Annotated in this window: 26 protein-coding genes and 1 riboswitch; of the genes, 16 read left to right on the forward strand and 10 right to left on the reverse strand. The window is 67.7% G+C overall.

The genetic code is table 11. The features are described from left to right. Positions 1–43: 43 nt before the first annotated feature. The 3 genes from tolR to ybgC all read right to left on the reverse strand — a co-directional run bounded on the left by tolR (position 44) and on the right by ybgC (position 1,627). The gene (gene tolR / locus AB1I47_RS01455) at positions 44–481 is read right to left on the reverse strand and encodes a protein TolR (protein WP_354682004.1); all 438 of its coding nucleotides are present in this window, start codon (positions 479–481) and stop codon (positions 44–46) included. A 61-nt stretch (positions 482–542) separates the two neighbouring features. Then, positions 543–1,226, reverse strand: a complete 684-nt coding sequence (tolQ, locus tag AB1I47_RS01460) for a protein TolQ (RefSeq protein ID WP_354682005.1) — start codon at positions 1,224–1,226, stop codon at positions 543–545. Then, positions 1,223–1,627 carry a tol-pal system-associated acyl-CoA thioesterase gene (gene ybgC / locus AB1I47_RS01465; RefSeq protein WP_354682006.1) on the reverse strand — a complete coding sequence of 135 codons (405 nt, stop codon included), beginning with the start codon at positions 1,625–1,627 and terminating at the stop codon, positions 1,223–1,225. The genes tolQ and ybgC overlap by 4 nt, the downstream gene beginning before the upstream one ends. Positions 1,628–1,781: 154 nt before the next feature. Then, positions 1,782–1,906, forward strand: a riboswitch (ZMP/ZTP riboswitch). Positions 1,907–2,031: 125 nt separating this feature from the next. Here ybgC and glyA point away from each other — a divergent pair. Beyond that, complete coding sequence (glyA, locus tag AB1I47_RS01470) at positions 2,032–3,279, forward strand: serine hydroxymethyltransferase (protein ID WP_354682007.1); 1,248 nt, start codon at positions 2,032–2,034, stop codon at positions 3,277–3,279. Positions 3,280–3,428: 149 nt separating this feature from the next. Continuing rightward, positions 3,429–3,893, forward strand: a complete 465-nt coding sequence (nrdR, locus tag AB1I47_RS01475; protein WP_354682008.1) for a transcriptional regulator NrdR — start codon at positions 3,429–3,431, stop codon at positions 3,891–3,893. 16 nt (positions 3,894–3,909) lie between these two features. On the opposite strand, the gene AB1I47_RS01480 is transcribed toward nrdR, so the two are convergent. The 6 genes from AB1I47_RS01480 to AB1I47_RS01505 are packed head-to-tail and all read right to left on the reverse strand — an operon-like array spanning position 3,910 to position 10,620. Beyond that, positions 3,910–4,371, reverse strand: coding sequence for a type IV pilin protein (locus AB1I47_RS01480; RefSeq protein WP_354682009.1), 462 nt, complete (start codon positions 4,369–4,371; stop codon positions 3,910–3,912). Further along, complete coding sequence (locus AB1I47_RS01485; RefSeq protein WP_354682010.1) at positions 4,368–7,967, reverse strand: pilus assembly protein; 3,600 nt, start codon at positions 7,965–7,967, stop codon at positions 4,368–4,370. The genes AB1I47_RS01480 and AB1I47_RS01485 overlap by 4 nt, the downstream gene beginning before the upstream one ends. After that, the gene (locus tag AB1I47_RS01490) at positions 7,964–8,590 is read right to left on the reverse strand and encodes a pilus assembly PilX family protein (RefSeq protein ID WP_354682011.1); all 627 of its coding nucleotides are present in this window, start codon (positions 8,588–8,590) and stop codon (positions 7,964–7,966) included. The genes AB1I47_RS01485 and AB1I47_RS01490 overlap by 4 nt, the downstream gene beginning before the upstream one ends. Positions 8,591–8,594: 4 nt before the next feature. Continuing rightward, complete coding sequence (locus tag AB1I47_RS01495; protein WP_354682012.1) at positions 8,595–9,416, reverse strand: PilW family protein; 822 nt, start codon at positions 9,414–9,416, stop codon at positions 8,595–8,597. After that, positions 9,389–9,994, reverse strand: a complete 606-nt coding sequence (gene pilV, locus AB1I47_RS01500) for a type IV pilus modification protein PilV (protein WP_354682013.1) — start codon at positions 9,992–9,994, stop codon at positions 9,389–9,391. The genes AB1I47_RS01495 and pilV overlap by 28 nt, the downstream gene beginning before the upstream one ends. Further along, on the reverse strand, positions 9,985–10,620 hold the full coding sequence (locus tag AB1I47_RS01505) for a GspH/FimT family pseudopilin (protein ID WP_354682014.1): 636 nt from the start codon (positions 10,618–10,620) through the stop codon (positions 9,985–9,987). Before AB1I47_RS01505 ends, pilV begins: the two co-directional genes overlap by 10 nt. A gap of 444 nt (positions 10,621–11,064) precedes the next feature. Here AB1I47_RS01505 and AB1I47_RS01510 point away from each other — a divergent pair, with 444 nt between their 5' ends. The 8 genes from AB1I47_RS01510 to AB1I47_RS01545 all read left to right on the forward strand — a co-directional run bounded on the left by AB1I47_RS01510 (position 11,065) and on the right by AB1I47_RS01545 (position 17,510). Then, entirely contained in the window at positions 11,065–11,283 is a 219-nt protein-coding gene (locus AB1I47_RS01510; RefSeq protein ID WP_354682015.1) for a hypothetical protein, read from the forward strand. Then, the gene (locus AB1I47_RS01515) at positions 11,268–12,179 is read left to right on the forward strand and encodes a PilW family protein (RefSeq protein WP_354682016.1); all 912 of its coding nucleotides are present in this window, start codon (positions 11,268–11,270) and stop codon (positions 12,177–12,179) included. Before AB1I47_RS01510 ends, AB1I47_RS01515 begins: the two co-directional genes overlap by 16 nt. Next, positions 12,173–12,784: a pilus assembly protein gene (locus AB1I47_RS01520; protein ID WP_354682017.1), complete on the forward strand. Its 612-nt coding sequence runs from the start codon at positions 12,173–12,175 to the stop codon at positions 12,782–12,784. The genes AB1I47_RS01515 and AB1I47_RS01520 overlap by 7 nt, the downstream gene beginning before the upstream one ends. After that, the gene (locus AB1I47_RS01525) at positions 12,781–14,637 is read left to right on the forward strand and encodes a pilus assembly protein (RefSeq protein WP_354682018.1); all 1,857 of its coding nucleotides are present in this window, start codon (positions 12,781–12,783) and stop codon (positions 14,635–14,637) included. The genes AB1I47_RS01520 and AB1I47_RS01525 overlap by 4 nt, the downstream gene beginning before the upstream one ends. Next, positions 14,634–15,080, forward strand: a complete 447-nt coding sequence (locus tag AB1I47_RS01530) for a type IV pilin protein (protein WP_354682019.1) — start codon at positions 14,634–14,636, stop codon at positions 15,078–15,080. The genes AB1I47_RS01525 and AB1I47_RS01530 overlap by 4 nt, the downstream gene beginning before the upstream one ends. 1 nt (position 15,081) lies before the next feature. Beyond that, positions 15,082–15,636 (forward strand): GspH/FimT family pseudopilin, encoded by a 555-nt coding sequence (locus AB1I47_RS01535; protein WP_354682020.1) that lies wholly within the window; start codon positions 15,082–15,084, stop codon positions 15,634–15,636. Between the two features lie 73 nt (positions 15,637–15,709). Continuing rightward, positions 15,710–16,825 (forward strand): bifunctional diaminohydroxyphosphoribosylaminopyrimidine deaminase/5-amino-6-(5-phosphoribosylamino)uracil reductase RibD, encoded by a 1,116-nt coding sequence (gene ribD / locus AB1I47_RS01540; protein WP_354682021.1) that lies wholly within the window; start codon positions 15,710–15,712, stop codon positions 16,823–16,825. 64 nt (positions 16,826–16,889) lie between these two features. Next, a complete protein-coding gene (locus AB1I47_RS01545) occupies positions 16,890–17,510 on the forward strand; it encodes a riboflavin synthase (protein WP_354682022.1) in 621 nt (206 codons plus the stop codon). 41 nt (positions 17,511–17,551) lie between these two features. Here AB1I47_RS01545 and AB1I47_RS01550 read toward each other — a convergent pair whose 3' ends face one another. After that, the gene (locus tag AB1I47_RS01550) at positions 17,552–17,794 is read right to left on the reverse strand and encodes a hypothetical protein (protein WP_354682023.1); all 243 of its coding nucleotides are present in this window, start codon (positions 17,792–17,794) and stop codon (positions 17,552–17,554) included. Positions 17,795–18,405: 611 nt separating this feature from the next. On the opposite strand from AB1I47_RS01550, the gene AB1I47_RS01555 reads away from it, so the two are divergent. The 6 genes from AB1I47_RS01555 (at position 18,406) to nusB (ending at position 21,986) form a co-directional block, all read left to right on the forward strand. Continuing rightward, the gene (locus AB1I47_RS01555) at positions 18,406–18,642 is read left to right on the forward strand and encodes a hypothetical protein (protein ID WP_354682024.1); all 237 of its coding nucleotides are present in this window, start codon (positions 18,406–18,408) and stop codon (positions 18,640–18,642) included. A gap of 19 nt (positions 18,643–18,661) precedes the next feature. Beyond that, positions 18,662–19,267: a hypothetical protein gene (locus tag AB1I47_RS01560; protein ID WP_354682025.1), complete on the forward strand. Its 606-nt coding sequence runs from the start codon at positions 18,662–18,664 to the stop codon at positions 19,265–19,267. Between the two features lie 2 nt (positions 19,268–19,269). Next, positions 19,270–19,515 (forward strand): hypothetical protein, encoded by a 246-nt coding sequence (locus tag AB1I47_RS01565; protein WP_354682026.1) that lies wholly within the window; start codon positions 19,270–19,272, stop codon positions 19,513–19,515. Positions 19,516–19,812: 297 nt separating this feature from the next. Continuing rightward, positions 19,813–20,922 (forward strand): bifunctional 3,4-dihydroxy-2-butanone-4-phosphate synthase/GTP cyclohydrolase II, encoded by a 1,110-nt coding sequence (gene ribBA / locus AB1I47_RS01570; RefSeq protein ID WP_354682027.1) that lies wholly within the window; start codon positions 19,813–19,815, stop codon positions 20,920–20,922. Positions 20,923–20,992: 70 nt separating this feature from the next. Further along, on the forward strand, positions 20,993–21,493 hold the full coding sequence (ribH, locus tag AB1I47_RS01575; RefSeq protein WP_354682028.1) for a 6,7-dimethyl-8-ribityllumazine synthase: 501 nt from the start codon (positions 20,993–20,995) through the stop codon (positions 21,491–21,493). After that, complete coding sequence (gene nusB / locus AB1I47_RS01580; protein WP_354682029.1) at positions 21,486–21,986, forward strand: transcription antitermination factor NusB; 501 nt, start codon at positions 21,486–21,488, stop codon at positions 21,984–21,986. The genes ribH and nusB overlap by 8 nt, the downstream gene beginning before the upstream one ends. The last annotated feature ends 91 nt before the right edge of the window (positions 21,987–22,077 follow it).

Here is a 22,077-nt window from a genome sequence, read left to right on the forward strand (position 1 = left end):
GGGCGCAACGACAATCAGATAGGCGCTTCAATGTGTCTGCGCGTTACTTGGATTTCACCATCAGGCCTACGCGCTTGACGCCGTCGGCCTTGAGGATGGACATCACGTCCAGCACGGATTCGTACTTGACCGCGCGGTCGGCGGCGATCACCACCGGCTGGTCGGGGTTCTCGTTCTGGCGCTGGTGCACAAAATCGAGCAGGCCCTGCTTGTCGAGCTTGCGCTCGAACGCATTGCCGGCGTTGTCCTTGCCGCGCGCGGTGAGCTGGCCGTCTTCGTGCACGGTGACCACGATCGGCGGCGCCTTCTGCTGGGGCGTGGCGTTGGCCACGGTGGGCAGGTCCACGGTGGCGGGACTCACGATCGGCGCCGCCACCATGAAGATGACCAGCAGCACGAGCATGACGTCGATATACGGAACGACATTGATGTCGGCGCTTGCCCGGCGGCGCGAGCCGCCCCGGCGCTGAATGGCTGCCATTGCAGGACTCCTGGAAACGCCGGTCCGGGCTCTTCACCCGGACCGTTTGCATTGGATTCGGTTAGCGGGTCTGCCGTTGCAGGATGTTCAGGAACTCTTCCATGAAGCTCTCGAACCGGATCGCCAGGCGATCGATTTCCGTGGCATAGCGGTTGTAGGCGATCACGGCCGGGATGGCCGCGAACAGGCCGATCGCCGTGGCCACCAGCGCTTCGGCAATGCCGGGCGCGACCGAAGCGAGCGTCGCTTGCTGCACATTCGACAGGCCGCGGAACGCGTTCATGATCCCCCACACCGTACCGAAGAGGCCGATATACGGGCTCACCGAGCCCACCGACGCCAGGAACGGCAGGTGCGATTCGAGCGAGTCCATCTCGCGCTGGTAGGCCGCGCGCATGGCGCGGCGGGCCGCGTCGAGCAGTGCGCCGGCCTCGTTGCCGCGCTCGCGCGCCTTCAGGAACTCGCCCATGCCGGATTCGAAAATCCGTTCCAGCGCGCCGGTGTTGTGGCGGTTGTTGACGGCACTGTTATATAGCGCCTGCAGGTCGCCGCCGGCCCAGAAGTCGCGCTCGAACCCCTCGGTCTGGGTTTGCGCCGAGCGTACCGCGAGGTGCTTGCGGAAGATATAGGTCCACGAAAACAGCGACATGACGAGCAACAGCACCATGACGGCCTGTGCCAGCAGGCTGGCGTGGAGCACCAGCGTTACGATCGACATGTCTTGCGTGACGGTCACGGGATTCATCGTGCGGTCTTTATAGTGTCTAGGACGGGAGCGGGAATCGGTGCGGGACGGAAAGTGCTTCGATCGACACACCCAACGCGGATCGCGCCGGACGCGAGCAACAGCTCGCCGCGCCAGGCTTCCTGGGTGAACTGGACCGACGCCGGTCCGACCCGGTCGATGCGCGTGCGGATATCGAGCTGGTCGTCCAGCCGGGCGGGCGCATTGTAGTCCACCGCCGTGCTGCGGACGATAAACACCACGCCCGCCTCGTCGGCAAGCGCCTGCTGTTCGATGCCGAGCGAGCGCAGCCACTCTGTGCGCGCACGTTCGAAGAACTTCAGATAGTTGGCGTAGAACACTACGCCGCCCGCGTCGGTGTCTTCCCAGTACACCCGCAGGGTCCAGACAAAGTTTGTCATGGCCGCGATTGTAACGGAGAGCGCCGCCGGTTTCGTGTAAACCCGGGGTACGAGTTTGCAACAGCAAGTTGCTGGCCAGCCCTTGTCAGTCCTTGGCTGGCGGGTTCACGGCTTGCGGCGGGCGCACTCTTAGCGCTACACTGCGCGCAACCATTCCATCTTGCGCGACTGGCGATGTCAGTGGGCACTACCACGAGGAAGCGCAAGTTCTCTGGCGTGAAGTTCATCACGCCTTGGCGTTGACGTGAGTCATGCCTGCCGCTCGCCTGGGCAGCGAATGGGAAGCAGGGTGCGCCCTGCGCCGACGGTTCCAGGGACCCGCCGGCGCCGGTCGCCGCTAGCCTTCCCCGCGCGCCCTACCCCGATGCTTGAATCGGATTCCCTTTTTTCAGACGAGTTTCGCCATGTTCGAACGCAGCCGCTTTACGATCGACCAGATCGACCCCGAGGTCTTTGCCGCCATCCAGCAGGAAAACCAGCGCCAGGAAGACCACATCGAGCTGATCGCCTCCGAAAACTACACCTCGCCGGCCGTGATGGCCGCCCAGGGCTCGCAGCTGACCAACAAGTACGCCGAGGGCTATCCCGGCAAGCGTTACTACGGCGGTTGCGAGTACGTCGACCTCGTCGAGCAGCTGGCCATCGACCGCGTCAAGCAGCTGTTCGGCGCTGAAGCCGCCAACGTCCAGCCCAACTCCGGCTCGCAGGCCAACCAGGGCGTGTTCTTCGCCATGCTCAAGCCGGGCGACACCATCATGGGCATGAGCCTGGCCGAGGGCGGCCACCTGACCCACGGCATGGCGCTGAACATGAGCGGCAAGTGGTTCAACGTGGTCAGCTACGGCCTGAACGCCCAGGAAGACATCGACTACGACGCGCTGGAGAAGCTGGCGCAAGAGAAGAAGCCCAAGCTGATCATCGCCGGCGCCTCCGCCTTCGCGCTGCGCATCGACTTCGAGCGCATCAGCAAGGTCGCCAAGTCGATCGGCGCCTACTTCATGGTCGACATGGCCCACTACGCCGGCCTGATCGCCGCGGGCGTCTACCCGAACCCGGTGCCGCACGCCGACTTCGTCACCACCACCACGCACAAGAGCCTGCGCGGCCCGCGCGGCGGCGTGATCCTGATGAAGGCCGAACACGAGAAGGCCATCAACTCGGCGATCTTCCCCGGCATCCAGGGCGGCCCGCTGATGCACGTGATCGCCGGCAAGGCGGTGGCGTTCAAGGAAGCGCTGAGCCCCGAGTTCAAGGATTACCAGCAGCAAGTGGTGAAGAACGCCGCCGTGCTGGCCGAGACCCTGATCGCGCGCGGCCTGCGCATCGTCTCGGGCCGCACCGAAAGCCACGTGATGCTGGTCGACCTGCGCGCCAAGAACATCACCGGCAAGGAAGCCGAGCGCATCCTGGGCGAGGCGCATATCACCGTCAACAAGAACGCCATCCCTAACGATCCGGAAAAGCCGTTCGTGACCTCGGGCATCCGCCTGGGCTCGCCGGCCATGACCACGCGCGGCTTCAAGGAAGAAGAAGCCCGCGTCGTCGGCAACCTGATCGCCGACGTGCTGGACAACCCGCACGACGCCGCCAACATCGCCAGCGTGCGCGAGCAGGTGGCGGCCCTGACCAAGCGTTTCCCGGTCTACGGCTGATGCATCGAGGCCACCCGTGAGGGTGGCCGGCAGCCCCGCAAGCTTCGCCTCGTTCAGGGCGCGCGGCTTGCGGGCCTCGCCAACCCGCCCCGCCACCGCAGAACGACAACACGGACAAGGCGACGGGGTTCAACTGAAGGTGGTCCGGCATGAAATGTCCCTTTTGCGGTCATTCCAATACCCAGGTTCTCGACACCCGCATGTCGGAGGACGGCGATGCCGTACGCCGGCGCCGCCGCTGCGAAGCCTGCGACCGCCGCTTTACCACCTATGAGCGGATCGAACTGTTCTTCCCCGCCATCGTCAAGAAAAACGGTTCGCGCGTCGACTACGCGCGCGCCAAGCTGAAGGATTCGATGCGCCTGGCGCTGCGCAAGCGCCCCGTTTCCGCCGAGGCCATCGACGAAGCCATCACCCGTATCGAAGAAAAACTGCTGTCGCTGGGCGAGAAAGAAATCCCCAGCAGCCAGGTCGGCGAACTGGTGATGCGCGAGCTGCGCAAGCTCGACAAGATTGCGTATATCCGCTTTGCTTCGGTGTACCGGAGTTTTGAGGATGTGTCGGAATTCTCCGACGTGCTCGCGGAAGTGACCGCGGGCAACAGCAAGCGCTAGCGCTTCCACCCCTCTCTTATCGCTCCCAGCAGTTCTGCAGGGACACGGCTGGGTTGGCCCCGACCGTGTTCAGGCGCGTGCCCGCCTGGTCGAGCAGGTAGATGCCGCACGCGTCCGCCGCATCCACCGGCACCGCCTGCAGCCAGTAGCCGTTCGCCGTCAGCGTATTGGCCACGATCGAGATGTTGTAGCGCACCCGGTTGCTGTCGCGCGGTGACGTCCGCAGTGCCGCCGGCAGCGCGAACGCCACGCCGGCGGGGGTCTGGTCATAGCGGCCGTTGACCGAGCGGAAGCGCTCGAGCTGCTGCGCCGCCTCCGTCATCATGCCGCGCGCATCGGTGCGGTAGCCGCGCCGTACATACTCGGTGTAGTTGGGGATGGCGATCGAGGCGATGATGCCCAGGATCACCACCGCCACCATCAGCTCAATGAGCGTCACGCCGCGCATGCCCTTGCCGCTGCGGATACGGTTTATCATTGCGATATCTGCCTCCACGACAGCCGGTTGCGGGCGATATTGCCCTTTTCCACCACGGTGATGACGTCGCCCGTGGTAGCGCTGGCGACCTTCAGGTGATCGCCGCCGCCACCCCCGGTGAAGATAGTCGAGCCGAAGTTACCCTGCTGCGCGAGCCCCGACACCACCAGCACCTTGTCGCTGGTCTTCAGGCTGTCGTCGCCATCGACCTTGCCGTCGCCGTTCACGTCGAGCACCGGGTATGGCAGTGCCGAACCGGTCAGCGCGGCAAAGTCGAACAGGTTGGAACTGATGCCGCCGACGCACTCGTCGGTCGATGGCGTCAGCGTAGTGATGACCAGCCGCTCTGCATCGACCTTGGGCTTGACCACGACGCGCTCTCCCTGTGCCAGCAGGTCGATATACCAGCCGCGCTGGGTGGTGTAGTCGACCGCGTTGCTGCTGAGCGTGTAGACCGTGCGCGGCACGCCATCGACCGTCATCGAGCCCGCGCTCAGCGTCTGCGCGCGCAGGTTGCTGCGCGTGGCAGGGGAGGCGTTGTTGTCCCACACGCCATAGACCGAGTTGTAGCCAGTGGCGGCGGTGTCGGTGGCATCATAGAAGCGGCCGGTGCCGAAGGTCAGCAGGAAGCCCTTGCGCGGATCCTTCGGATTGATCAGCGCAGTCGGGGCCGCGGTGATCGGCTGCGCAGCGCCAGACGCGCTGACCGCGGTGAACAGCGGCGCGCCCAGCGTGGTGCCCATGCGTGCTGCCCAGGCTGACGGGTTGTTGCCGGACAGGTCGAACTTCCATAGGCGGCCCTTCAGGTCGCCGGCATAGACCGCCTGGATGGTCAGGTTGTCGTCATAGACTACCTCCGGGCTGCCAAGACCGTTGCCGTTGCCGCTTGCCGAGGTTTCCTTCGGGTCGGCATAGATCTTCTGGATGCCGCCGCTGGAGAACGGGTTCGCCAGGTCGACGATATAGAGCACCGCCTTGCCGGAGCTGCTCTCATAGCCGTTGCCAAAGATCGCCACCCACTTGCCGCTGTTGATGCGCCCGATCACCGGGGTGCCGATGGTGTAGCCCAGGTCGGTCTCGGTATCGGCGGCGATCTCCCACATGACTTTGCCTTCATTGAAGCTGGCGGGGTCGGTCACGTCCAGCGCGAACATGCCCTTGCCCCCCGCTCCCATGCCGCCGACCAGCACCGTGCGCCAGCTGGCCGTGCTTTCCGGGCCGCGGCGGATAAAAACGTCGCCGGCGCTGGGCGTGGCATCGACGAAGAAGCGGTGGACATAGTCGGGCGACGCCAGCGCCTTGACCGAATTGGTGCCGACGATGGCCTGGTTGGGCAGGTAGGCGAACTTCTCCACGCCGGTCAGCGCATCGAAGCCATGCAGCATGCCGTCGTTGGCGCCGACATAGATCATCGGCGCGCGGTTGTTGCGGTTGTTGGCGAGGAAGCGGAAGTAGCTGCTGCCGCCGTCGGCGTTCAGGTAGTCGTAGCCGGCGTCGGCCGCCTTCACGTAGATCGGCGAAGAGTTGACGATATCGCCCAGCACGTTGGACACGGAGCTGCCGGCGCCGTTGTCGGCCACGCGGTCGCGGTACTTGCCGCCATTGCGCTTTTCCAGCCTGGTATCGCCGCGCAGGTAGGCGACGATGGCCTTGTCGCCGCCCAGCGCTGTCTTCTGCGTGGTGGACAGCGCGGTGTCGGTATCGCTGGCCCAGGTGAAAGGCTTGCCGGCTGGCGCGGTGCCGCCTGGCGACCACGTATAGATCTTGCGCGATGCCGCGGCGGGCATCTTCTGGTATGCGTTCCAGTTCTGGATCGAGAAGGTGCGGTCGGCGGCGTTATAGCTTTGCGACAGCAGTTCGCCGGTCCACGCCCCGGAGCGGAAGCGCGTCAGGAACAGCGCGGTGTCGGTGTTCAACGTGGTCGAGTTGGTCGCCGCCGACGACGATGAGCCGCTGCGCGACGCGATCTGCGTCAGCGCATTGTTCAGCGCTTCGGCGAGGCCGGTGGCATCGCCGGCGCTGTAGTTGTCGCCGCGCGCATTGACGGCGGCGTGCCAGAGATCGTCGATCTTGTTCTGGTCGCTCGACGGCCTGGGCCACGAAATGGTGCCTGCCTTGAGCTTGGCAAGGATGGCATCGAGCACGTCGCTGCGCGATGTATTGGGGTCGCCGGGCTGGTTGTTTGGATCCGACTCCAGCGATCCCTTGACGCCAAGGCCCAGCGTAAACGTGACCAGGTGCTGCCAGAAGGCTTCGTCACGGGCGTTGGTCGGCACGCGGTTCTCGGTCGTGCGCAGGTCGTTGACCCAGTATTTCATTGCCGCGTCGGCGAGCGTATTGGCGTTGCCGTCCTTGTACGGCGTTACCGGCCGGTACTGGTAAGCCGTACCCGACACCGGCGATATCTTCGGTCCGTTGCTGCTGTCGACATCGCCGACCGACGTGCTGTCGCCGTAGTAGCCGTCAGTCGACAGGATATGGTAGCTGGCGCGGCACGCGCTCTCTTTGGTCGCTCCGGGCTCGGTCCACGGCTGCGCGTTGTTCTGGAAGTACTTTCCCACCGTCTCCATGCCGCCAAGCAGCGGCGTGCCGTTGGCACTGATGTCCAGGCTGTAGAAGTCCTGATAGAACTGCGGCTTGTTGGTGCCGTCGAACGGCGCTACCGGCCGGCGGATACCGGTGTACGAAGACGTCCCGGAGCGCGTGTTGTCGTTGATCGTGGTATAGCCGACGCGTATGGCCTCGTTCTGCCCCGCGAAGGCCTGCCCCACCGCCGCCCGCATCGCGAGAATACGCGAGCGGTAGTACTGGAACCAGTTGGCGAAGTTCTGGATTTCCTCGGCATAGGTGCAGCTCGTCGACGACGCGCAGTCAGTACGCTTGCCGTTGTGCGGGAAGGCAAGACCGCTCTTGACCTCGTATCGCGTGAAGCATTTCAGGCTCGAGGTGGTGCCGTTGCAGCCGCTGAGCGTCCCGTCGTAGCGATAGTAGAGGGCGGGATAAAAAGTCACCTTCTTCCTGGAATAGCCCTTGCCGTCGTCGTTGAGCCAGTAGGCTTCAACCGTCTTGTCGGCGGTCAGGTCGATCGAGCCGTTGTCCGGCAGCATCGGGTTGTAGTACGCCTGCTTCGGGTTGGCATTGGCCAGCTTGCCGGCCGGATCGAACCATGGGCGATAGGTGACGTCGGGGTTGTAGTACGAGACGTTAAGCGTCGCAGAGCGGTAGCGGGCCGCGGCAAGCGATGTGCTGCTGAAGTTCACTACCGAGGCACTGGTTCCGGAGTAATAGCTGCCAGCCGTGGAATAGACCCGGCCACCGGGGGGCAACGGATAGGTATAGAGCAGCCAGTTGCCGTTGTCCGGCGTCAGGTCCCAGCTTGTTTCCGTGCCGTTCGGCGACAGGCTCTCCGGTGTGATCTCGAACATCATCGAGCCCGAGTCATCCAGCGTGAACATCACGTTGGGCGCCACCGACGTGCTGAAGATCAGCGGCTGCTGCGACACCGCGGCGTGGCCCACCGACACCGGCAGCATCGCCGCCGCGCATGCCACCGTGGCCGCGACGGCCCGGCGCAATCCCCTGCTGAAGCCTGTCATTGCCGTACCTCCGACTGGAGCGTGACCTGGGTCGCGGCGTTGATGCCCGTACCGAGGGCGGTGACCCGGTAGTGGATATTGATCGGCATGCCGGTTTGCGGATTTCTGACCTTGGACGGCTTGCGGATCTCTTCGATAAAGCAGCGCGGCGACGCCGCGGCTTCGCGCAGCGTCACGCCGTCGCTGGCGGGAATGACGATGACGCTGGTATTGGGCTCGGCGTTGACGCTGGTATCCCAGTTGGCAGGCACCTCCCAGAACTGGCGGCCGTTCGCGTCGAGGTAGCCGAGCTTGAGCTGGCCGGCGCTGTCGCGCGGCGGCACCTGTGCGCTGGCGATGGCGCTCATGTCCTTGCGGTACATGCGGTTGTACAGCGCCGCCGGCTGCCCGCTGATGACCACGCCCTCGCAGAAGCGCAGCCCGAGCTCCGCCGCCTGGAACGCCACCTGGTGGTCGCGGTTGTTGCCGGCCAGGCGTTCGTCGAACAGGCTGCCGCGCATGCTCCAGGCCGTCAGCATCGAGACGATCACGATAATCACCAGGGCCACCACCAGCACCACGCCGCGTGCATGGCGCCGGGCCCGCACTGCCGGGTACCTCCGGCGGGTTGCGTTCTTGCTCATCAAATCAGCCCACCCGGTTGCGCAGCGCGAAGCTGCTGGTGAAGCGCCGCCGCACGCGGCCGTCGGCAATGTTCTGCAGGTTGTCGGCGCAGTCGCGGTAGCTGGCGGCGACGTCGGCATTGACCGGGCTGGGGTCGACCACCAGCAGGCACACGCGCACGCTGACCACGCGGGTCCAGTCCGCCGCCGCCAGCGCGCTGGCCGGCTGGTACTGGGTCACGTTGGCCGAATCGGCATCCTGTGCCAGGCCATAGGTAAGCTGCAGGTCCTGCACGTTATCGAGGATCGCCTCGGCGCGCGACGCCGCCATCGTGGCGCCATCCGAGCCGCGGCACATCAGCGTGGTGCCGGCCACGTAGAAGGCGTTCTCCGCCGTGCCGCGCGCCACCGGGATGGCGCGGCCGTTGCAGTCCGTCATGCTCGACTGCGAGCCGTCGAGGCGCAGGTAGCGCACGGTCACGGCATCGGCACCGGCGGCGGGCGCCGCAATGCAGGCACCGGTGTTGATATCCGACATGCCGCCCTCGCAGCCCTGCACCGGCGCGCCATCGAAGGTAACCGGACGCGCGCTCAGCAGCGACAGGTCGACCCGCCCCAGCCCCGCCAGCCGCAACTGGTCGCCCATCACCGACAACGCCCAGCGCGCGCCGTCATCGATGCTGCGCAGTCCTTCCTGCGTGCGCGTGCTGCGTTGGGTGGTCAGGTAGAACGCGGTGATCGCGCCCAGCAGCAACAGGCTGAGCACAAGCGCGATCATGATCTCGACCAGTGAGCGCCCGCGGGTAGCGCGGCGGCGGCTCAGGGCCGGAGGGTGACGGTAGCGCATGTGACTCCCCTGGCGTCAAACCCGGCCAGCGTGGCGAAATAGTTGAGCGCGGCCTGCGAGCAGTCCACTGCGGCGGCGGTGGAGGCCGGGTCTTTCCAGTAGAGCTCGAGCCGGTAGCTGACAAAGCCGGCCGGAATGGTGCCTGCTGGCGCTGCGACGGCGGGCGAAGTCCATGCGGCGACCCCGGCACCGGGCAGTTGCGCGTTCAGGGATGCCCACCATTGCGACACGTCCCAGGCGGCATACTCCGCGCCGTCGCAGGCGACCCGGCCGCAGTCCCGCGCCGGTGCCGCGGGCGGCTGCACGGCCAGCGCATCGAGGTAGGCATTCGCCCCATCGGGCACGCCTTCGGCCAAGCCGGAGGTATTGGCGCGGATGCGCTCGGACAGGTCAGTCGCGGCGTCGACGATGGTGTAGCGCACGCTGGCGCCGGAGCGGTAGCGCAGCGACGCCGCCTGCAGCGACATCATGCCGATCAGAACGACCGCGACCAGCAGCATCGTGATCAGCACCTCGATCAGGCTGGAGCCCGACTCGCGCGGACGGTGGCGCGGACCTCGGCGCAGGCTCAGCCGCATTCGGCTGTCCTCTGGGCGACCCGCCCGGAATGCGACACGCAGATATTGCGCGCGAGGCTGTCCGAACCGGACGCGACGACGCGGAAGGCGAGCGCGTTATCGGCGGACAGGAAGCCGCGCGACGTGACCTGGATCGCCTGCACCGGCGCCGCCAGCGACAGCGCCAGGCCGGCGTTGCCGGCATCGCGCACGCGGATGATCTCTTCGCCCGCGGCGCGGAGCTGGTCGTTGTCGGAGTCCTGGAACAGGATCCAGCGTCCGCCCCAGTCCGCCTGCGCATCCTGCGCGCACATCGTGCTGGTGGCCGTGGTGGCGCGGCAGATCGTTACCGCCGCGTTGCGGCGGATGGCTTCGCTGCGCGCCAGCGACAGCAGGCCGGCCACCTCCGCGGCGGCCGCATCGGTGCGCGCGCGCTCGAGGAAGCTCTGGAACGAAGGAACGGCGATCGACGCCGTGATGGCGATCAGCGCCACCACGACCAGCAGTTCGATCAGCGTGAAGCCCGGCGAAGGCTTGCCGGCCATCGGTGAAGCACGCACGCCACGGATGCCCGCATCCTGCCCGCGGTCAAACAACGGCGAACGCCCTTCACACCCGGCGCGGCGGGTGCGAGTTGGGCCGCCCATGTCAGCGCAACCGACTGACTGGCAAACCGTGCTGCAACGACTCTGGAATGACCCTGCTCATGAAGACCCCCGGAATAAACCGTTCTGGCTTCGGGCGCCTCTCTGCGGAGGCGCGCCGCTGCCACACCCGACTGCGTTCTTTTGATTTTGTCGGCCTGACGAGACCGGCAGGCACAAGCCGCGAAACTGTGGATCAATTTCTGGCTGTCGCGATACCCCGCAATAGTGGGGAATTCGCTATGCGGTGTCAATAGCACTTGGCAAGGAGATGATTCTCATTTGTCGCCGACTGACAACGTTGATTTGCCGGCGTCCGGAGGCGGTGATCGCGGGCCGGCGTTCACCAAATTTCGCGGATTCATATCAGGCATCAACAAATGGCCGGTCCGTGCGGGGATACGTTGGAGGTCCGATCCATTGCGGTCCGCTTGCCATCCGTTCGCCATGCCGATTTCCGTTCGTCTTCCTGCCGCCCTTTCGCGCCCTCGCGCCTATGCCCTGTTCGAAGCGCTGTGCGGCCTCGCGCTGTTCAGCACCGGCCTCGCTGCGCTCGCCACGCTGGGCCCGCCGGGACTCGGCTGGCTGCGGGCGCAGGAAGGGCTGGTTCAGGCCACGCGCACCGCGGTGGAATTTGCCGAGACGAGCGGGTGGCTGCAGCCATGATGCGGCGAGCTTCCCCCGGTTTCTCGCTGACCGAAACCATGGTCGGACTGGCCCTCGGCCTGATCGTCGCAGCGGTCGCCGCGGCCGCGTGGCTGGCCGCGCTGTCCGCCTACCGCAGTGCCGTCGAACGGGTGCTGATCGAAGAGCGCGGACAGCGTGCGCTGGCGATTCTTACCGCGCTGCTGCGGCAGGCAGGGTGGCATCCGGAGGCACTGGCCGCCAGCGCGCCGCCCGCCGTCAGCGGCGCCGACGACTGCGGCCAGCCCGCCATGGGCAATGTTCCGGCGTGCGGCCGACGCGGCGTGGCGCAAAGCGATGCCCTGCTGGTGCGCTTCAGTGGCCATGGGCTGCCCCATGACGCGAGCCAGCCTGACCACACCATGGTCGATTGCAGCGGCTACCCGGTGGCGGCGCAGGCTGCCGGCGCCGCCGGCCAGGATGGCTTTGTCGTCGACAACCTGATCTACGTGGCAACCGGCACGGACGGCGAGCCGCAACTGCTGTGCCGCTACCCGGCCCGGCGCAACGGGCAGATCGGCGGCCACGGCTGGACCTCCGGCGCGCTGATCCGCGGCGTGGCCACGCTGCAATTGCGCTACGCCATCGACACGGACGGCGACCAGCGACCCGACGCGTTGCTGCCCGCGGCGCAGATCCAGGCGCTAGGGGAACAGGCCTGGCATCGCGTGCTGGCGGTGCAGATCGCACTCGCCCTGCAAGGCGAACATCGCGGGCCACCGCAAGCCACCGCCGGCTTCGAGGCGGCCGCGGGCCGCGACGACGCGCTCGCCGACCTGCGCGCCGCAGCCGTCGATACCCAACGGGCTACCAGGCGCGTCTTTGCCACCACCGTCAGGCTGCGTAACGCGCCGCGCTGCGAGGAGACACTATGCTGACCGCACGGGAAACCCTGTCAACCCACCTGCGCCAGGCCGGCGGCGTGACGATGCTGTTCGCCGCGACAATGCTGCTGCTGGTGGCCGCGGCCGCCGCCGCAATGCTGCAGATGCTGTTGACGGGGCGGCAGCTGGCGATGGCGCAGCTCGACCGCGAAATTGCCTTCCGTGGTGCAGAAGCTGCGCTGGCGGACGCCGAGGCCGAATTGCTGGCCGCAGCGGCAGCCAACCACGAGCGCTTCGCACAGTGGCCGCCCGCGGGCGAATGTGGCAGTGGGGCGCAGGCCGGCTTGTGCAACACCGCCGGCGCGGCGGTGCCGGTCTGGCAACCATGGCTGCAACCGGGCATGCCTGCGCCGGCACTGGGCGTGCCGCTGGGGCACTTCACCGGCGCGGCACCGCCCGCGCTGCAGCGCGACCTCGATCTCCACCTTGGCGATCTCGCCGTCGCGCCCGTGCTGCCGCGCTACGTCGCGGAGCCGCTCGGCGATGCGCCCGCTGGCGCGAATGGCGATCGCGAATTTCCACGGCTGCGCATCACCGCCATTGGCTTTGGTCGCGCTGCATCCACGCGTGCCGTGGTCCAGAGCATATTGCAGCCTTGAACGCGCGCGCCGCCTTCCTGCTCGCCTGTGTGCTGGCACTGTTCGCGGGCATTGCCTGCGGGGCTGCACCGGCCGATGGCACTGCCGGGCGCCTGCCGCTTGCCTACCTGATGCAGCCCGGCGCCCACCCCTGGACCGGACGGCTGCGCGCGGTCGACTGGCAGGTGTCGCTGCAAGGCGACGCCCGTCAGGCGCATCACGCCCTGTGGGAGGCAGGCTTCTTGCTGGATGCCCGTCAGCCCGCTTCGCGCCGGATCTTTACGTCGCTCGAACCCGCTTCATCACAGCCGGAGCGGCTGGTGCCCCTGCAGTGGGAGGCACTGGACGACGACGCGCGGCAAGCGCTGGACACAGAGAAGCTGGCATGGCTGCGCGGAAACAATACCAACCCGCGGCTGCGGCCACGCGATACCCGCATGGCCAGCGCGCGTGGCGCACGCGTGCTGGTGGTGGCGCCGCCGGTGTGGGTGCCCGGCCAGCCCGGACATACGCCCTTCCGCGATCGCTACCGCCGGCGGCCACATATGGCGTGGATCGGCACCGTCGATGGCCTGCTGCACGGCTTCGATGCCATCACCGGCGAGGAACGCGCCGCCTACCTGCCGCGCACCTTGTTGCCCCATGCCGCCGCCATGACCAGCCCCGAGGCGAAGATCGCGCCGAATCCTTGTCCGCGTCCGGAAAGCACGGACGCCGTCGTGGCGGGCGAATGGCGCACGGTGTTGTTATGCGGCTTCCGTGCCGATGCCGACGGTACGTCGGGCGTGTTCGCACTCGATATCACCGATCCGTCCATGCCGCAGCCGCTAAAACTGCTGTGGGAGATCGCCGCCACGCCGGCGTTGCCCCTTTCCGGCAGGGGCCCGGTACGGGCGGCGGCACTGCGCGATGGCCCCGCACTGCGCTGGCATGCGGTTGCCATGCTGGAGCCGCAGGACGGCGCTGCCGGCGCTCCGGGACCACGTGCGGGGCTGGCACTACTGGCGTTGGACAAACCCGCCAGCGCGCCGTGGCAGGACAACTGGGCTCCTCGCGTCTTGCGCGTGCCCGAACGCGGCTGCGACGGAACGCCAGTAACGGCGGGCCTGCGCGGCGTCACGATATCGGCGGATATCAGCGGCACCGCGTTGGCCGCCTATGCTACCGACGACGCCGGCCAGTTGTGGCGCTTCGACCTGCGCGACGTCGTGCGGCAGTCGGCTCCTCCCCCAGCCTCCTGTGTACATCGCTTGCGTGGCGGCGCACGCGTCGCAGCGCCCGGGCCGCCGGTGCTGCTCGGCGGGCCCGCGCAGCCGGTAGTCGTGTTCGGGGCGGGCAACGAAGTCGCGGCGGTGCCCGACCGCCTGGGGACGGCAGGCGCGCCGCTGCGCATCGACGCTTATCCGCAGGGAGACGGCTTTGTCCTGCGCGCCATGTCCGGCCAGGATGGCGCCACCCTCGCCGCGGGTTGGCATCTTGTGCTGCCGGGTGACGGCGAACAAGTCGAAGAGGTCAGCACCGCCGCACCGGGTTACCTGTATGTCCTGACGCGCCTGCCCGATGGCCGGCAACGCGCCTACCTGGTGCTGGCGGCGACCGGGGAATCGGCCGGCCGTAGCGGCGACGGCGCGCCCATGCTTCACTACGCCACCGGGCAGGTCATCGAGGCGGGATCCGAGCCGGCGCTGACCCGTGATGCCCTGGCCACCCGCGCGCCACAGGCCGGCACCCCTGGCCGCGAAGCCTACACCCTGGCGCTGTGGTCAGTCGACGACGCCGCCGCCATGCGCCTCGCGCAGGCCATCGCAAGCCGGCGCACCGGCCGCATCGCCTGGCGGGAACTGATCGGGCCGGTCAGGGAGGCCGCCCCATGAACCGGCACTACCCGATGTGCGGCTTCTCGCTGACCGAACTGATGGTCACGGTCGTTGTGCTCGGCATCCTCGCATCCCTGGCCGTGCCGGCCTGGTCCGAACATATGATGCGCGGCTGGCGCGCCCAGGCACGGGCGGAACTGACCTCCGCCCTGCTCGAGCTGGAACGGCATGCCGTGAGCAGCATGAGCTTCGCCACGCAGGCCGGCGGCGACACGGTGGCGGGGGACTGGCCGCGGCTGGTGCCGCCCACGGGGCGTGCCCGCCATGCCGTCTGGGCCGGCCCTTGCGCCGAGGCGAGCCTCGATGCCTGCGTCGAGCTGCGGGCCGTGCCGCGCTTCGATGACCCGCGCTGCGGTGTGCTGATCCTGCGCAGCACCGGCCAATGGCTGTCCCAGCCGCACGGGGAAGCGCTGCCCCGGCGGCTGCCGGCGGAGTGCTGACATGGCGCCCCGTGGCCTTCCTCGTTGCCGCGGCGTGACCCTGGCCGAGCTGCTGGCATGCCTGGCCATCCTCGCCGTGCTGGCCGCGGCCGCCTGGCCGTCCTTCACCGGCCTGCTCGCGCGCCAGACCGTCGACCAGGCCGCCGACCGGCTGGCGGCCTCGCTGGCGCTGGCGCGCGCCACGGCGATGTCCCGGCGCCTCGAAGTGGCGCTTCAGCCGCTGCACGGTCGGCAAGATCTCGATCAGGGCTGGCAGCTGGTGGTCGGTAACGGAGGCGGCGCGGCCATGTCCGCGCTGTCCGTAGTCGAGCCCGTCGCGCCTTGCCTGCGGGTTACGCTCAGGCAGACCGGGCACAGCAGCCAAGCGGTGCGCTTCACAGCTGTGGGATACTCACGGTCGGAGCAAGGCGGCTTCCAGGCCGCCACCTTCTCGCTCAGTTGTCGCGGCGCGCAGCGCCAGGTCCGTCTTGGCGCACAAGGGCGCATCCGGCTCTGCACGCCGGGGCGCGACATCGATTGCGATGCCACGGACGGCCCGGATTTGCAGCCTCCTTAAGCCGCAGTGAGCCCCATAACCCTGGAAAGACACTCTCCGATCGACAGCAAACCGGCCAAGAGCTACAGGCGCAATGTTTTCCGATACCGACCACGCCGCCATGCAACAGGCCCTCGCGCTCGCCGCGCGGGGCATGTTCACCACTACGCCCAATCCGCGCGTCGGCTGCGTACTGGTTAAAGGTGGCCAGGTCATCGGCCAGGGCTTCACCCAGCCGGCCGGCCAGGACCATGCCGAGATCCAGGCGTTGAAGGACGCGCTGTCGCGCGGACTGGATCCCGCTGGCGCGACCGCCTATGTCACGCTGGAGCCGTGCAGCCATTTCGGGCGCACGCCGCCATGCGCCGAGGCGCTGGCGCGTGCGGGTGTGGCGCGCGTGGTGGCGGCGATGGAAGATCCCAACCCGTCGGTATCCGGGCGCGGCCTGCAGCGGTTGCGCGATGCCGGCATCGATGTGCGCTGCGGCCTGCTGGAAAAAGAGGCGCGCGACCTGAATATCGGCTTCGTCTCGCGCATGACGCGCGGGCTGCCGTGGGTGCGGGTCAAGGTGGCGGCGTCGATGGACGGCGGCACCGCGCTGCATGACGGCACCAGCCAGTGGATCACCGGCAAGGCCGCGCGCGACGACGGCCATGCCTGGCGGGCACGGGCCTGCGCGATCCTGACCGGCATCGGCACGGTGCGCGACGATAATCCGGCGTTGACGGTGCGCGCCATTGCCACGCCGCGCCAGCCACAACGGGTGCTGGTGGACTCGCGCCTGGAGGTGCCCCTCGACGCGCAGATACTGACGCCCGACTCCGGCGAATTCGCCAAGCCGGTGCTGGTGTTCTGCGCGGTGGAAGAGCGCGAGCGCCGGCGCGCGCTGGAAGCGCGCGGCGCCGAAGTGGTGGTACTGCCGAACCCGCATGGCAAGGTCGAGCTGCGCAAGATGCTGGAAGAGCTGGGCCGGCGCGGCATCAATGAATTGCACGTCGAGGCCGGCAACAAGCTCAACGGCTCGCTGGTGCGCGAGCACTGCGCCGACGAGCTGCTGATCTACCTGGCGCCCAAGCTGCTGGGCGATGCCCAGGGCATGTTCAACCTGCCGCCGCTGGCGCGGCTGCAGGACGCCGCGCAGTTCCGCTGGCACGAGATCCGGCAGATCGGCGAGGATCTGCGGCTGATCGCACGGCGCAACGATGCATAAGGCGTTGCACAGGGCAGCGCGTTAATCAGGATTCCCAAGATTCACGAAAGCAGAAGACACCACCATGTTTACAGGCATTGTCGCGGCCGTCGGCCGCATTGAAAGCGTGACCCCCCTGGGCGAGGCCGATGCCGGCGTGCGCCTGCGCATCGCCGCGGGCGGGCTGGACCTGTCGGATGTGATCATCGGCGACAGCATCGCCATCCAGGGCGCCTGCATGACCGTGATCGCCATGGGCCCGGACAGCTTCGACGTTGAGGTCTCGCGCGAATCGCTCGACAAGACGGTCGGGCTGGACCGCGCCGGCCGCGTCAACCTGGAAAAGGCGCTGCGCCTGGCCGACCGTCTCGGTGGCCACCTCGTGTCCGGGCATGTCGACGGCCTGGGTGAAGTGGTGCACTTCGCGCCGGTGGGCGAATCGCATGAACTGCGCATCCGTGCGCCGCGTGAACTCGCGCGCTACCTGGCCTACAAGGGCTCGGTGGTGGTCAACGGCGTGTCGCTGACGGTCAATCGTGTCAGCGACGAAGCCGACGGCTGCGAGTTCTCGATCAACCTGATCCCGCACACGGTAGAAGTCACCACGCTGCAGGAGCTCAAGCCGGGCGCGCGCGTGAACCTGGAGATCGACCTGATCGCCAGGTACGTCGAGCGGATGCTGTCGGCCGGCCAGGCCGCGTCATAAGCGGCCTGGCGCGGCGCTGACGACAACTGCCGCGGCGAAGGCTATTTGCCTTCGTCCGGCACGTTGTACGTCTCGCGCAGCTTTTCGGTAAAGGGGCGGATCGCCTCGACACAGGCTGGACTGTCGCCCCCTTCCATCCTGGAAAGGCTCCAGTTGCAGCCGCTCGCGTCCGGCGCGTGCCAGACCACGTCGCCAAAGCAGGTCCCCTCGCATACCGGGTATTTCGCCTGCTCGGCGCGCACCATGGCGCGGATTTCGGCCTTGTTCTTGATCTGCCTCGACATGCTTGCCTCCCTTTGTTGTGCAAAACCTGCGGGCGCGGTCGGGCTGGCGCCCTGATGCGAAGATCGCACCGCCGAAGCCTCGGTCCGGCGGCCCCGGGGACAGGCCGTGTCCCCGTTTGCCGTGAGCATACGCTGGCAACACGGTTCTGTGGCGATTTACTTCCGTAGTCTGCTTCGCGGCCTGCACGCCGACGCGCAGTGCGCGTTACGGGGCTTGGCCGCCTTTTGTTGTAAGTTCGCTGTGCCCGCGCTTCCCATAGGCCTACACTGGTAAGGCAGCACTGACAGGGCATGTCTGCCCGCAGGCGCTCGCCACTCGTTTCCGGGCTGCCCCCTCGACAACGTCTTAGGACCGGTGACTCCTGAAGTCACTTAGTGGGGACGACCCCGGCGGACCACGCGCCGGGGACCACCGGAATCCATGCAATCTGCCCTGCCGCGACCTCCGCTCGCCGGCGAGTTCTCGCTCGCGCCGTCTTTTTCGTTTGCCGGAGATCCCGACGCCCAACGAGCCTCACCGTTGCCCGCCTCTGGCCGGCGACCCGGCTCTCTCTGAAGGAATCACCGTGCAAGCTCCCGCGACAAAAACACTTTACCGGATGCTACCGGCCATGCGACTCCTGAGCGGCCGACACCCTGCCGCCCCCACGCACAGCAGCGTGGGACTGGTCCGCCTGACCGCCACCCGCCTGCACCGTGCCGTCACGCTGATGATCGACTGGGACCGCGCCGTCGACCAGGGCTGGCCCCGGCTGCAGACCCCTTCGTTACCCCTGGCGCGGCAATTCCGGCGTCCTGGCGCTAGGCGCTACGCCGGCTTCCCGTGGTTCAACGGCAAGCTCAACTGATCCAATGCGAGGTACCACCATGCGCACGCTGCTGTATTTCCGGCTGAACGATGTCGACACGGCCCGGCGCGCGCAAACGCGTTTCGGCGAACTGGCGCAGACGCCTGGGAGCCTGGCGGGCCCGTGGTTTTCCCGGCGCGATAGCCAGCCGGCCGAGGGCTTGCCGGCACCGGACGCCGGCCGGACGACGTACCGCGATGCAGCCGCGCTTGGCGGCGGCGTCATCGGGGCGCTGCTGACAGGTTGGTTGCTGTTCCGCTACGGCACGCCGGCCAGCGTGGCGGCGGGCGCGGTGGCGTATGTCGGCGGCGCGGTGCTGGGTGCCCTGATCGGCGGATGGCTCGGTACCGTGATCGGTGCCAAGGTCACGCGCGCGGGCCTGCGGCGGCAACGCCGCCAGATGGCGGAGGGCCAGATCCTGATGGTCTGCGCCTGCGCCAGCGATGCCAGGGAACGGATCTGCCGGGTCGCGCAGGATCTCGGCGCTGCCAGCGTCGCGCCAAATATCGACCCGCACAATGTCCCACACAACGGCCTGCTGCCTAACCGCGGCTGGCTCGCGGACCGTCACTGGCCCGCATGGCCCTTCGGCCACGGCCACCGTGCCGTCACCAACCGGAATTGACAATGAGCGAAAGCTTTTTCTATCAGCAATGCCACGTCGTCGTGACGCTGGCTGAAGTGACCTTCGGCAGCTGGGAATGGTCGTATGCGCTTGACACGCATGCCAGCTTCTCCCGTCCGGACGCCGGCTTCCAGACGCGCGAACTGGCGCTGGCCGATGCAATTCGCTCGGCCAAGTCGCGCATCGCCAGGACTTCACGCCTGCGCATCAGCCCCGCCGACAACGCGCCGCTCGCCATCGCCGCGTAGCCGGGCCGCGCCCCGACAAGTGCCGGGGCACGACGCACGCTTCACCTCCCTCCCTACCGCTTCAGGCAGGCGCCCGCACTTTCGGATGCCGCCGCCTCACGCCTGCCCTGCCTTGGCGTACAATACCCGGCTTGACTGGGCAACCTGCCGGGCGTATATGCCCCGGCCGGCCCGCGCCCGCCGCTTTGACTTCAATCCGGCCGCCTCAGTCCGGCCGCGTGCCAACGCGGCCACCGTTCCTGCCGCATGTTTCGCTTCATTGCGCCCCGTTAGCTTCAATTTGCCGTCCTGCACGCCATGACAATCGCCCGTACCGAAGACATCATTGCCGACATCCGTGCCGGCCGCATGGTCATCCTGGTAGACGAGGAAGACCGTGAAAATGAAGGCGACCTGGTCCTGGCTGCCGATTTCGTCACGCCGGAAGCCATCAACTTCATGGCCAAGCATGGCCGCGGCCTGATCTGCCTGACGCTGACCGCCGAGCGCTGCCGCCAGCTCAACCTGCACCCGATGGTGAGCCGCAACGGCACCCAGCACGGCACCAACTTCACGGTGTCGATCGAGGCCGCCGAGGGCGTGACCACCGGCATCTCCGCCGCCGACCGCGCCCGCACCGTGCAGGCCGCCGTCGCCCGCGACGCCAAGCCCTCCGACCTGGTCCAGCCCGGCCATATCTTCCCGCTGACGGCCCAGCCCGGCGGCGTGCTGATCCGTGCCGGCCATACCGAGGCTGGCTGCGACCTCGGCGCCCTGGCCGGCCTGACGCCCGCCGCCGTGATCTGCGAGATCATGAAGGACGACGGCACCATGGCGCGCCTGCCGGACCTGGTCGAGTTCGCGCAGGAGCACGACCTGAAGATCGGCACCATTGCGGACCTGATCCACTACCGCAGCCGCACCGAGAGCATCATCGAGCGCGTCGGCGAGCGTGCCATGCAGACCCCGTACGGCACCTTCCACAGCATCGCCTACCGCGACAAGCCCACTGGCCAAGCGCACCTGGCGCTGGTGCAGGGCAAGCCCGCGCCGGAGCGTGAAACGCTGGTGCGCGTGCACGAGCCGTTCTCGGTGCTGGACCTGCTGGAAGTGAAGTGCACCACGCATTCGTGGAGCATCCCGGCGGCGATGAAGGCCATCGCCGAGACCGACAGCGGCGTGATCGTGCTGCTCAACTGCGGCGACTCGGTGGACCAACTGTTCACGCAGTTCAGCGCGCTGGACGCGCCGCAGTCGCGCCCGCGCCGCAAGCCCGACCTGCGCACCTATGGCATGGGCGCGCAGATCCTGAAGGACGTGGGCGTGGGCAAGATGCGCGTGCTGGCCTCGCCGCAGCGCATGCCCAGCATGACCGGCTACGACCTGGAAGTGACGGATTACCAGCCCATGAACGGCTCGGCGGACTGACCGGCCATCCCGAATACCCCGGCAGCGGTGCCCCGCCCCGCTCCGAACCCGAAAACTGGAGAACTGAACAATGGATCACGGCTTCTACCCCAGCAACCTCGACGGTGAAGGCCTGCGTATCGGCATCGTGCAGGCCCGCTTCAACGAGCCGGTCTGTGCCGAGTTGCTCGAAGCCTGCGTAGCCGAGCTGGACAAGCTTGGCGTGGAGGGCGAGGACACCCTGGTGGTAACCGTCCCCGGCGCGCTGGAAGTGCCGCTGGCGCTGCAGAAGATGGCCGAGAGCGGCCAGTTCGACGCGCTGGTCGCCATTGGCGCCGTGGTGCGCGGCGAGACCTACCACTTCGAGCTGGTCTCGAACGAGTCCGGCGCCGGCATCACCCGCGTCGGCCTGGATTTCAACCTGCCGATCGCCAACGGCATCCTGACCGTCGATACCGACGAGCAGGCCCATGCCCGCACCCGCGAAAAGGGCCGCGACTGCGCCCGTGCCGCGGTGGAAATGGCCAACCTGGTCGCGGCGCTGGATTCGCTGCGTGGCCAGGACGACGACGAAGAGGACGACGATGAGTGATACGTCCAACCCGGGCAACGAGGGCGGCGCCAAGCCGGCCGCCCGCACCGAGCCCAAGGCGCCGCCCAAGAGCGCGCGCCGCCGCTCGCGCGAGCTCGCGCTGCAGGGCCTGTACCAGTGGCTGCTGAACCGCAACGACATCGGTGCGATCCAGGCCCACCTGCATGACGCCCAGGGCTTCAACAAGGCCGACCGCGAGCACTTCGACGCGCTGCTCAACGGCGCCGTGCGCGAAGAGGCCCGCCTGACCGCCGCGTTCGAGCCGTTCCTGGACCGCACCGTGGGCGAGCTGTCGCCGGTCGAGCGCGCCGCGCTGCTGGTCGGCAGCTACGAGCTGGTGCACTGCCTCGACATCCCGTACAAGGTCGTGATCAACGAAGCCGTCGAGCTGACCAAGACCTTCGGCGGCGTCGAAGGCTACAAGTACGTCAACGGCGTGCTGGACAAGCTCGCCGCCCAGGTGCGCGCGGCCGAGGTCGCGGCGCGCCGCTGAGCCGAACCGGCTGAGCCGGCCGGGCCCGCGGGCCGCCCAGCGCCGTCACGGCTGGCGTCCGCGCCGGCCGTGATGCATACGACACCCGCCC

Origin of the sequence: Cupriavidus necator (assembly GCF_040578825.1) — a bacterium.
In the GTDB taxonomy this organism is placed as follows: domain Bacteria; phylum Pseudomonadota; class Gammaproteobacteria; order Burkholderiales; family Burkholderiaceae; genus Cupriavidus; species Cupriavidus necator_E.

Excerpts from the sequence above, each read along its gene's own strand:
- tolR (WP_354682004.1), bottom strand. The coding sequence starts at position 481 with ATGGCAGCCATTCAGCGCCGGGGCGGCTCGCGCCGCCGGGCAAGCGCC.
- tolQ (WP_354682005.1), bottom strand. The coding sequence starts at position 1,226 with ATGAATCCCGTGACCGTCACGCAAGACATGTCGATCGTAACGCTGGTG.
- ybgC (WP_354682006.1), bottom strand. The coding sequence starts at position 1,627 with ATGACAAACTTTGTCTGGACCCTGCGGGTGTACTGGGAAGACACCGAC.
- glyA (WP_354682007.1), top strand. The coding sequence starts at position 2,032 with ATGTTCGAACGCAGCCGCTTTACGATCGACCAGATCGACCCCGAGGTC.
- nrdR (WP_354682008.1), top strand. The coding sequence starts at position 3,429 with ATGAAATGTCCCTTTTGCGGTCATTCCAATACCCAGGTTCTCGACACC.
- AB1I47_RS01480 (WP_354682009.1), bottom strand. The coding sequence starts at position 4,371 with ATGATAAACCGTATCCGCAGCGGCAAGGGCATGCGCGGCGTGACGCTC.
- AB1I47_RS01485 (WP_354682010.1), bottom strand. The coding sequence starts at position 7,967 with ATGACAGGCTTCAGCAGGGGATTGCGCCGGGCCGTCGCGGCCACGGTG.
- AB1I47_RS01490 (WP_354682011.1), bottom strand. The coding sequence starts at position 8,590 with ATGAGCAAGAACGCAACCCGCCGGAGGTACCCGGCAGTGCGGGCCCGG.
- AB1I47_RS01495 (WP_354682012.1), bottom strand. The coding sequence starts at position 9,416 with ATGCGCTACCGTCACCCTCCGGCCCTGAGCCGCCGCCGCGCTACCCGC.
- pilV (WP_354682013.1), bottom strand. The coding sequence starts at position 9,994 with ATGCGGCTGAGCCTGCGCCGAGGTCCGCGCCACCGTCCGCGCGAGTCG.
- AB1I47_RS01505 (WP_354682014.1), bottom strand. The coding sequence starts at position 10,620 with ATGGGCGGCCCAACTCGCACCCGCCGCGCCGGGTGTGAAGGGCGTTCG.
- AB1I47_RS01510 (WP_354682015.1), top strand. The coding sequence starts at position 11,065 with ATGCCGATTTCCGTTCGTCTTCCTGCCGCCCTTTCGCGCCCTCGCGCC.
- AB1I47_RS01520 (WP_354682017.1), top strand. The coding sequence starts at position 12,173 with ATGCTGACCGCACGGGAAACCCTGTCAACCCACCTGCGCCAGGCCGGC.
- AB1I47_RS01530 (WP_354682019.1), top strand. The coding sequence starts at position 14,634 with ATGAACCGGCACTACCCGATGTGCGGCTTCTCGCTGACCGAACTGATG.
- AB1I47_RS01535 (WP_354682020.1), top strand. The coding sequence starts at position 15,082 with ATGGCGCCCCGTGGCCTTCCTCGTTGCCGCGGCGTGACCCTGGCCGAG.
- ribD (WP_354682021.1), top strand. The coding sequence starts at position 15,710 with ATGTTTTCCGATACCGACCACGCCGCCATGCAACAGGCCCTCGCGCTC.
- AB1I47_RS01545 (WP_354682022.1), top strand. The coding sequence starts at position 16,890 with ATGTTTACAGGCATTGTCGCGGCCGTCGGCCGCATTGAAAGCGTGACC.
- AB1I47_RS01550 (WP_354682023.1), bottom strand. The coding sequence starts at position 17,794 with ATGTCGAGGCAGATCAAGAACAAGGCCGAAATCCGCGCCATGGTGCGC.
- AB1I47_RS01555 (WP_354682024.1), top strand. The coding sequence starts at position 18,406 with ATGCGACTCCTGAGCGGCCGACACCCTGCCGCCCCCACGCACAGCAGC.
- AB1I47_RS01560 (WP_354682025.1), top strand. The coding sequence starts at position 18,662 with ATGCGCACGCTGCTGTATTTCCGGCTGAACGATGTCGACACGGCCCGG.
- AB1I47_RS01565 (WP_354682026.1), top strand. The coding sequence starts at position 19,270 with ATGAGCGAAAGCTTTTTCTATCAGCAATGCCACGTCGTCGTGACGCTG.
- ribBA (WP_354682027.1), top strand. The coding sequence starts at position 19,813 with ATGACAATCGCCCGTACCGAAGACATCATTGCCGACATCCGTGCCGGC.
- ribH (WP_354682028.1), top strand. The coding sequence starts at position 20,993 with ATGGATCACGGCTTCTACCCCAGCAACCTCGACGGTGAAGGCCTGCGT.
- nusB (WP_354682029.1), top strand. The coding sequence starts at position 21,486 with ATGAGTGATACGTCCAACCCGGGCAACGAGGGCGGCGCCAAGCCGGCC.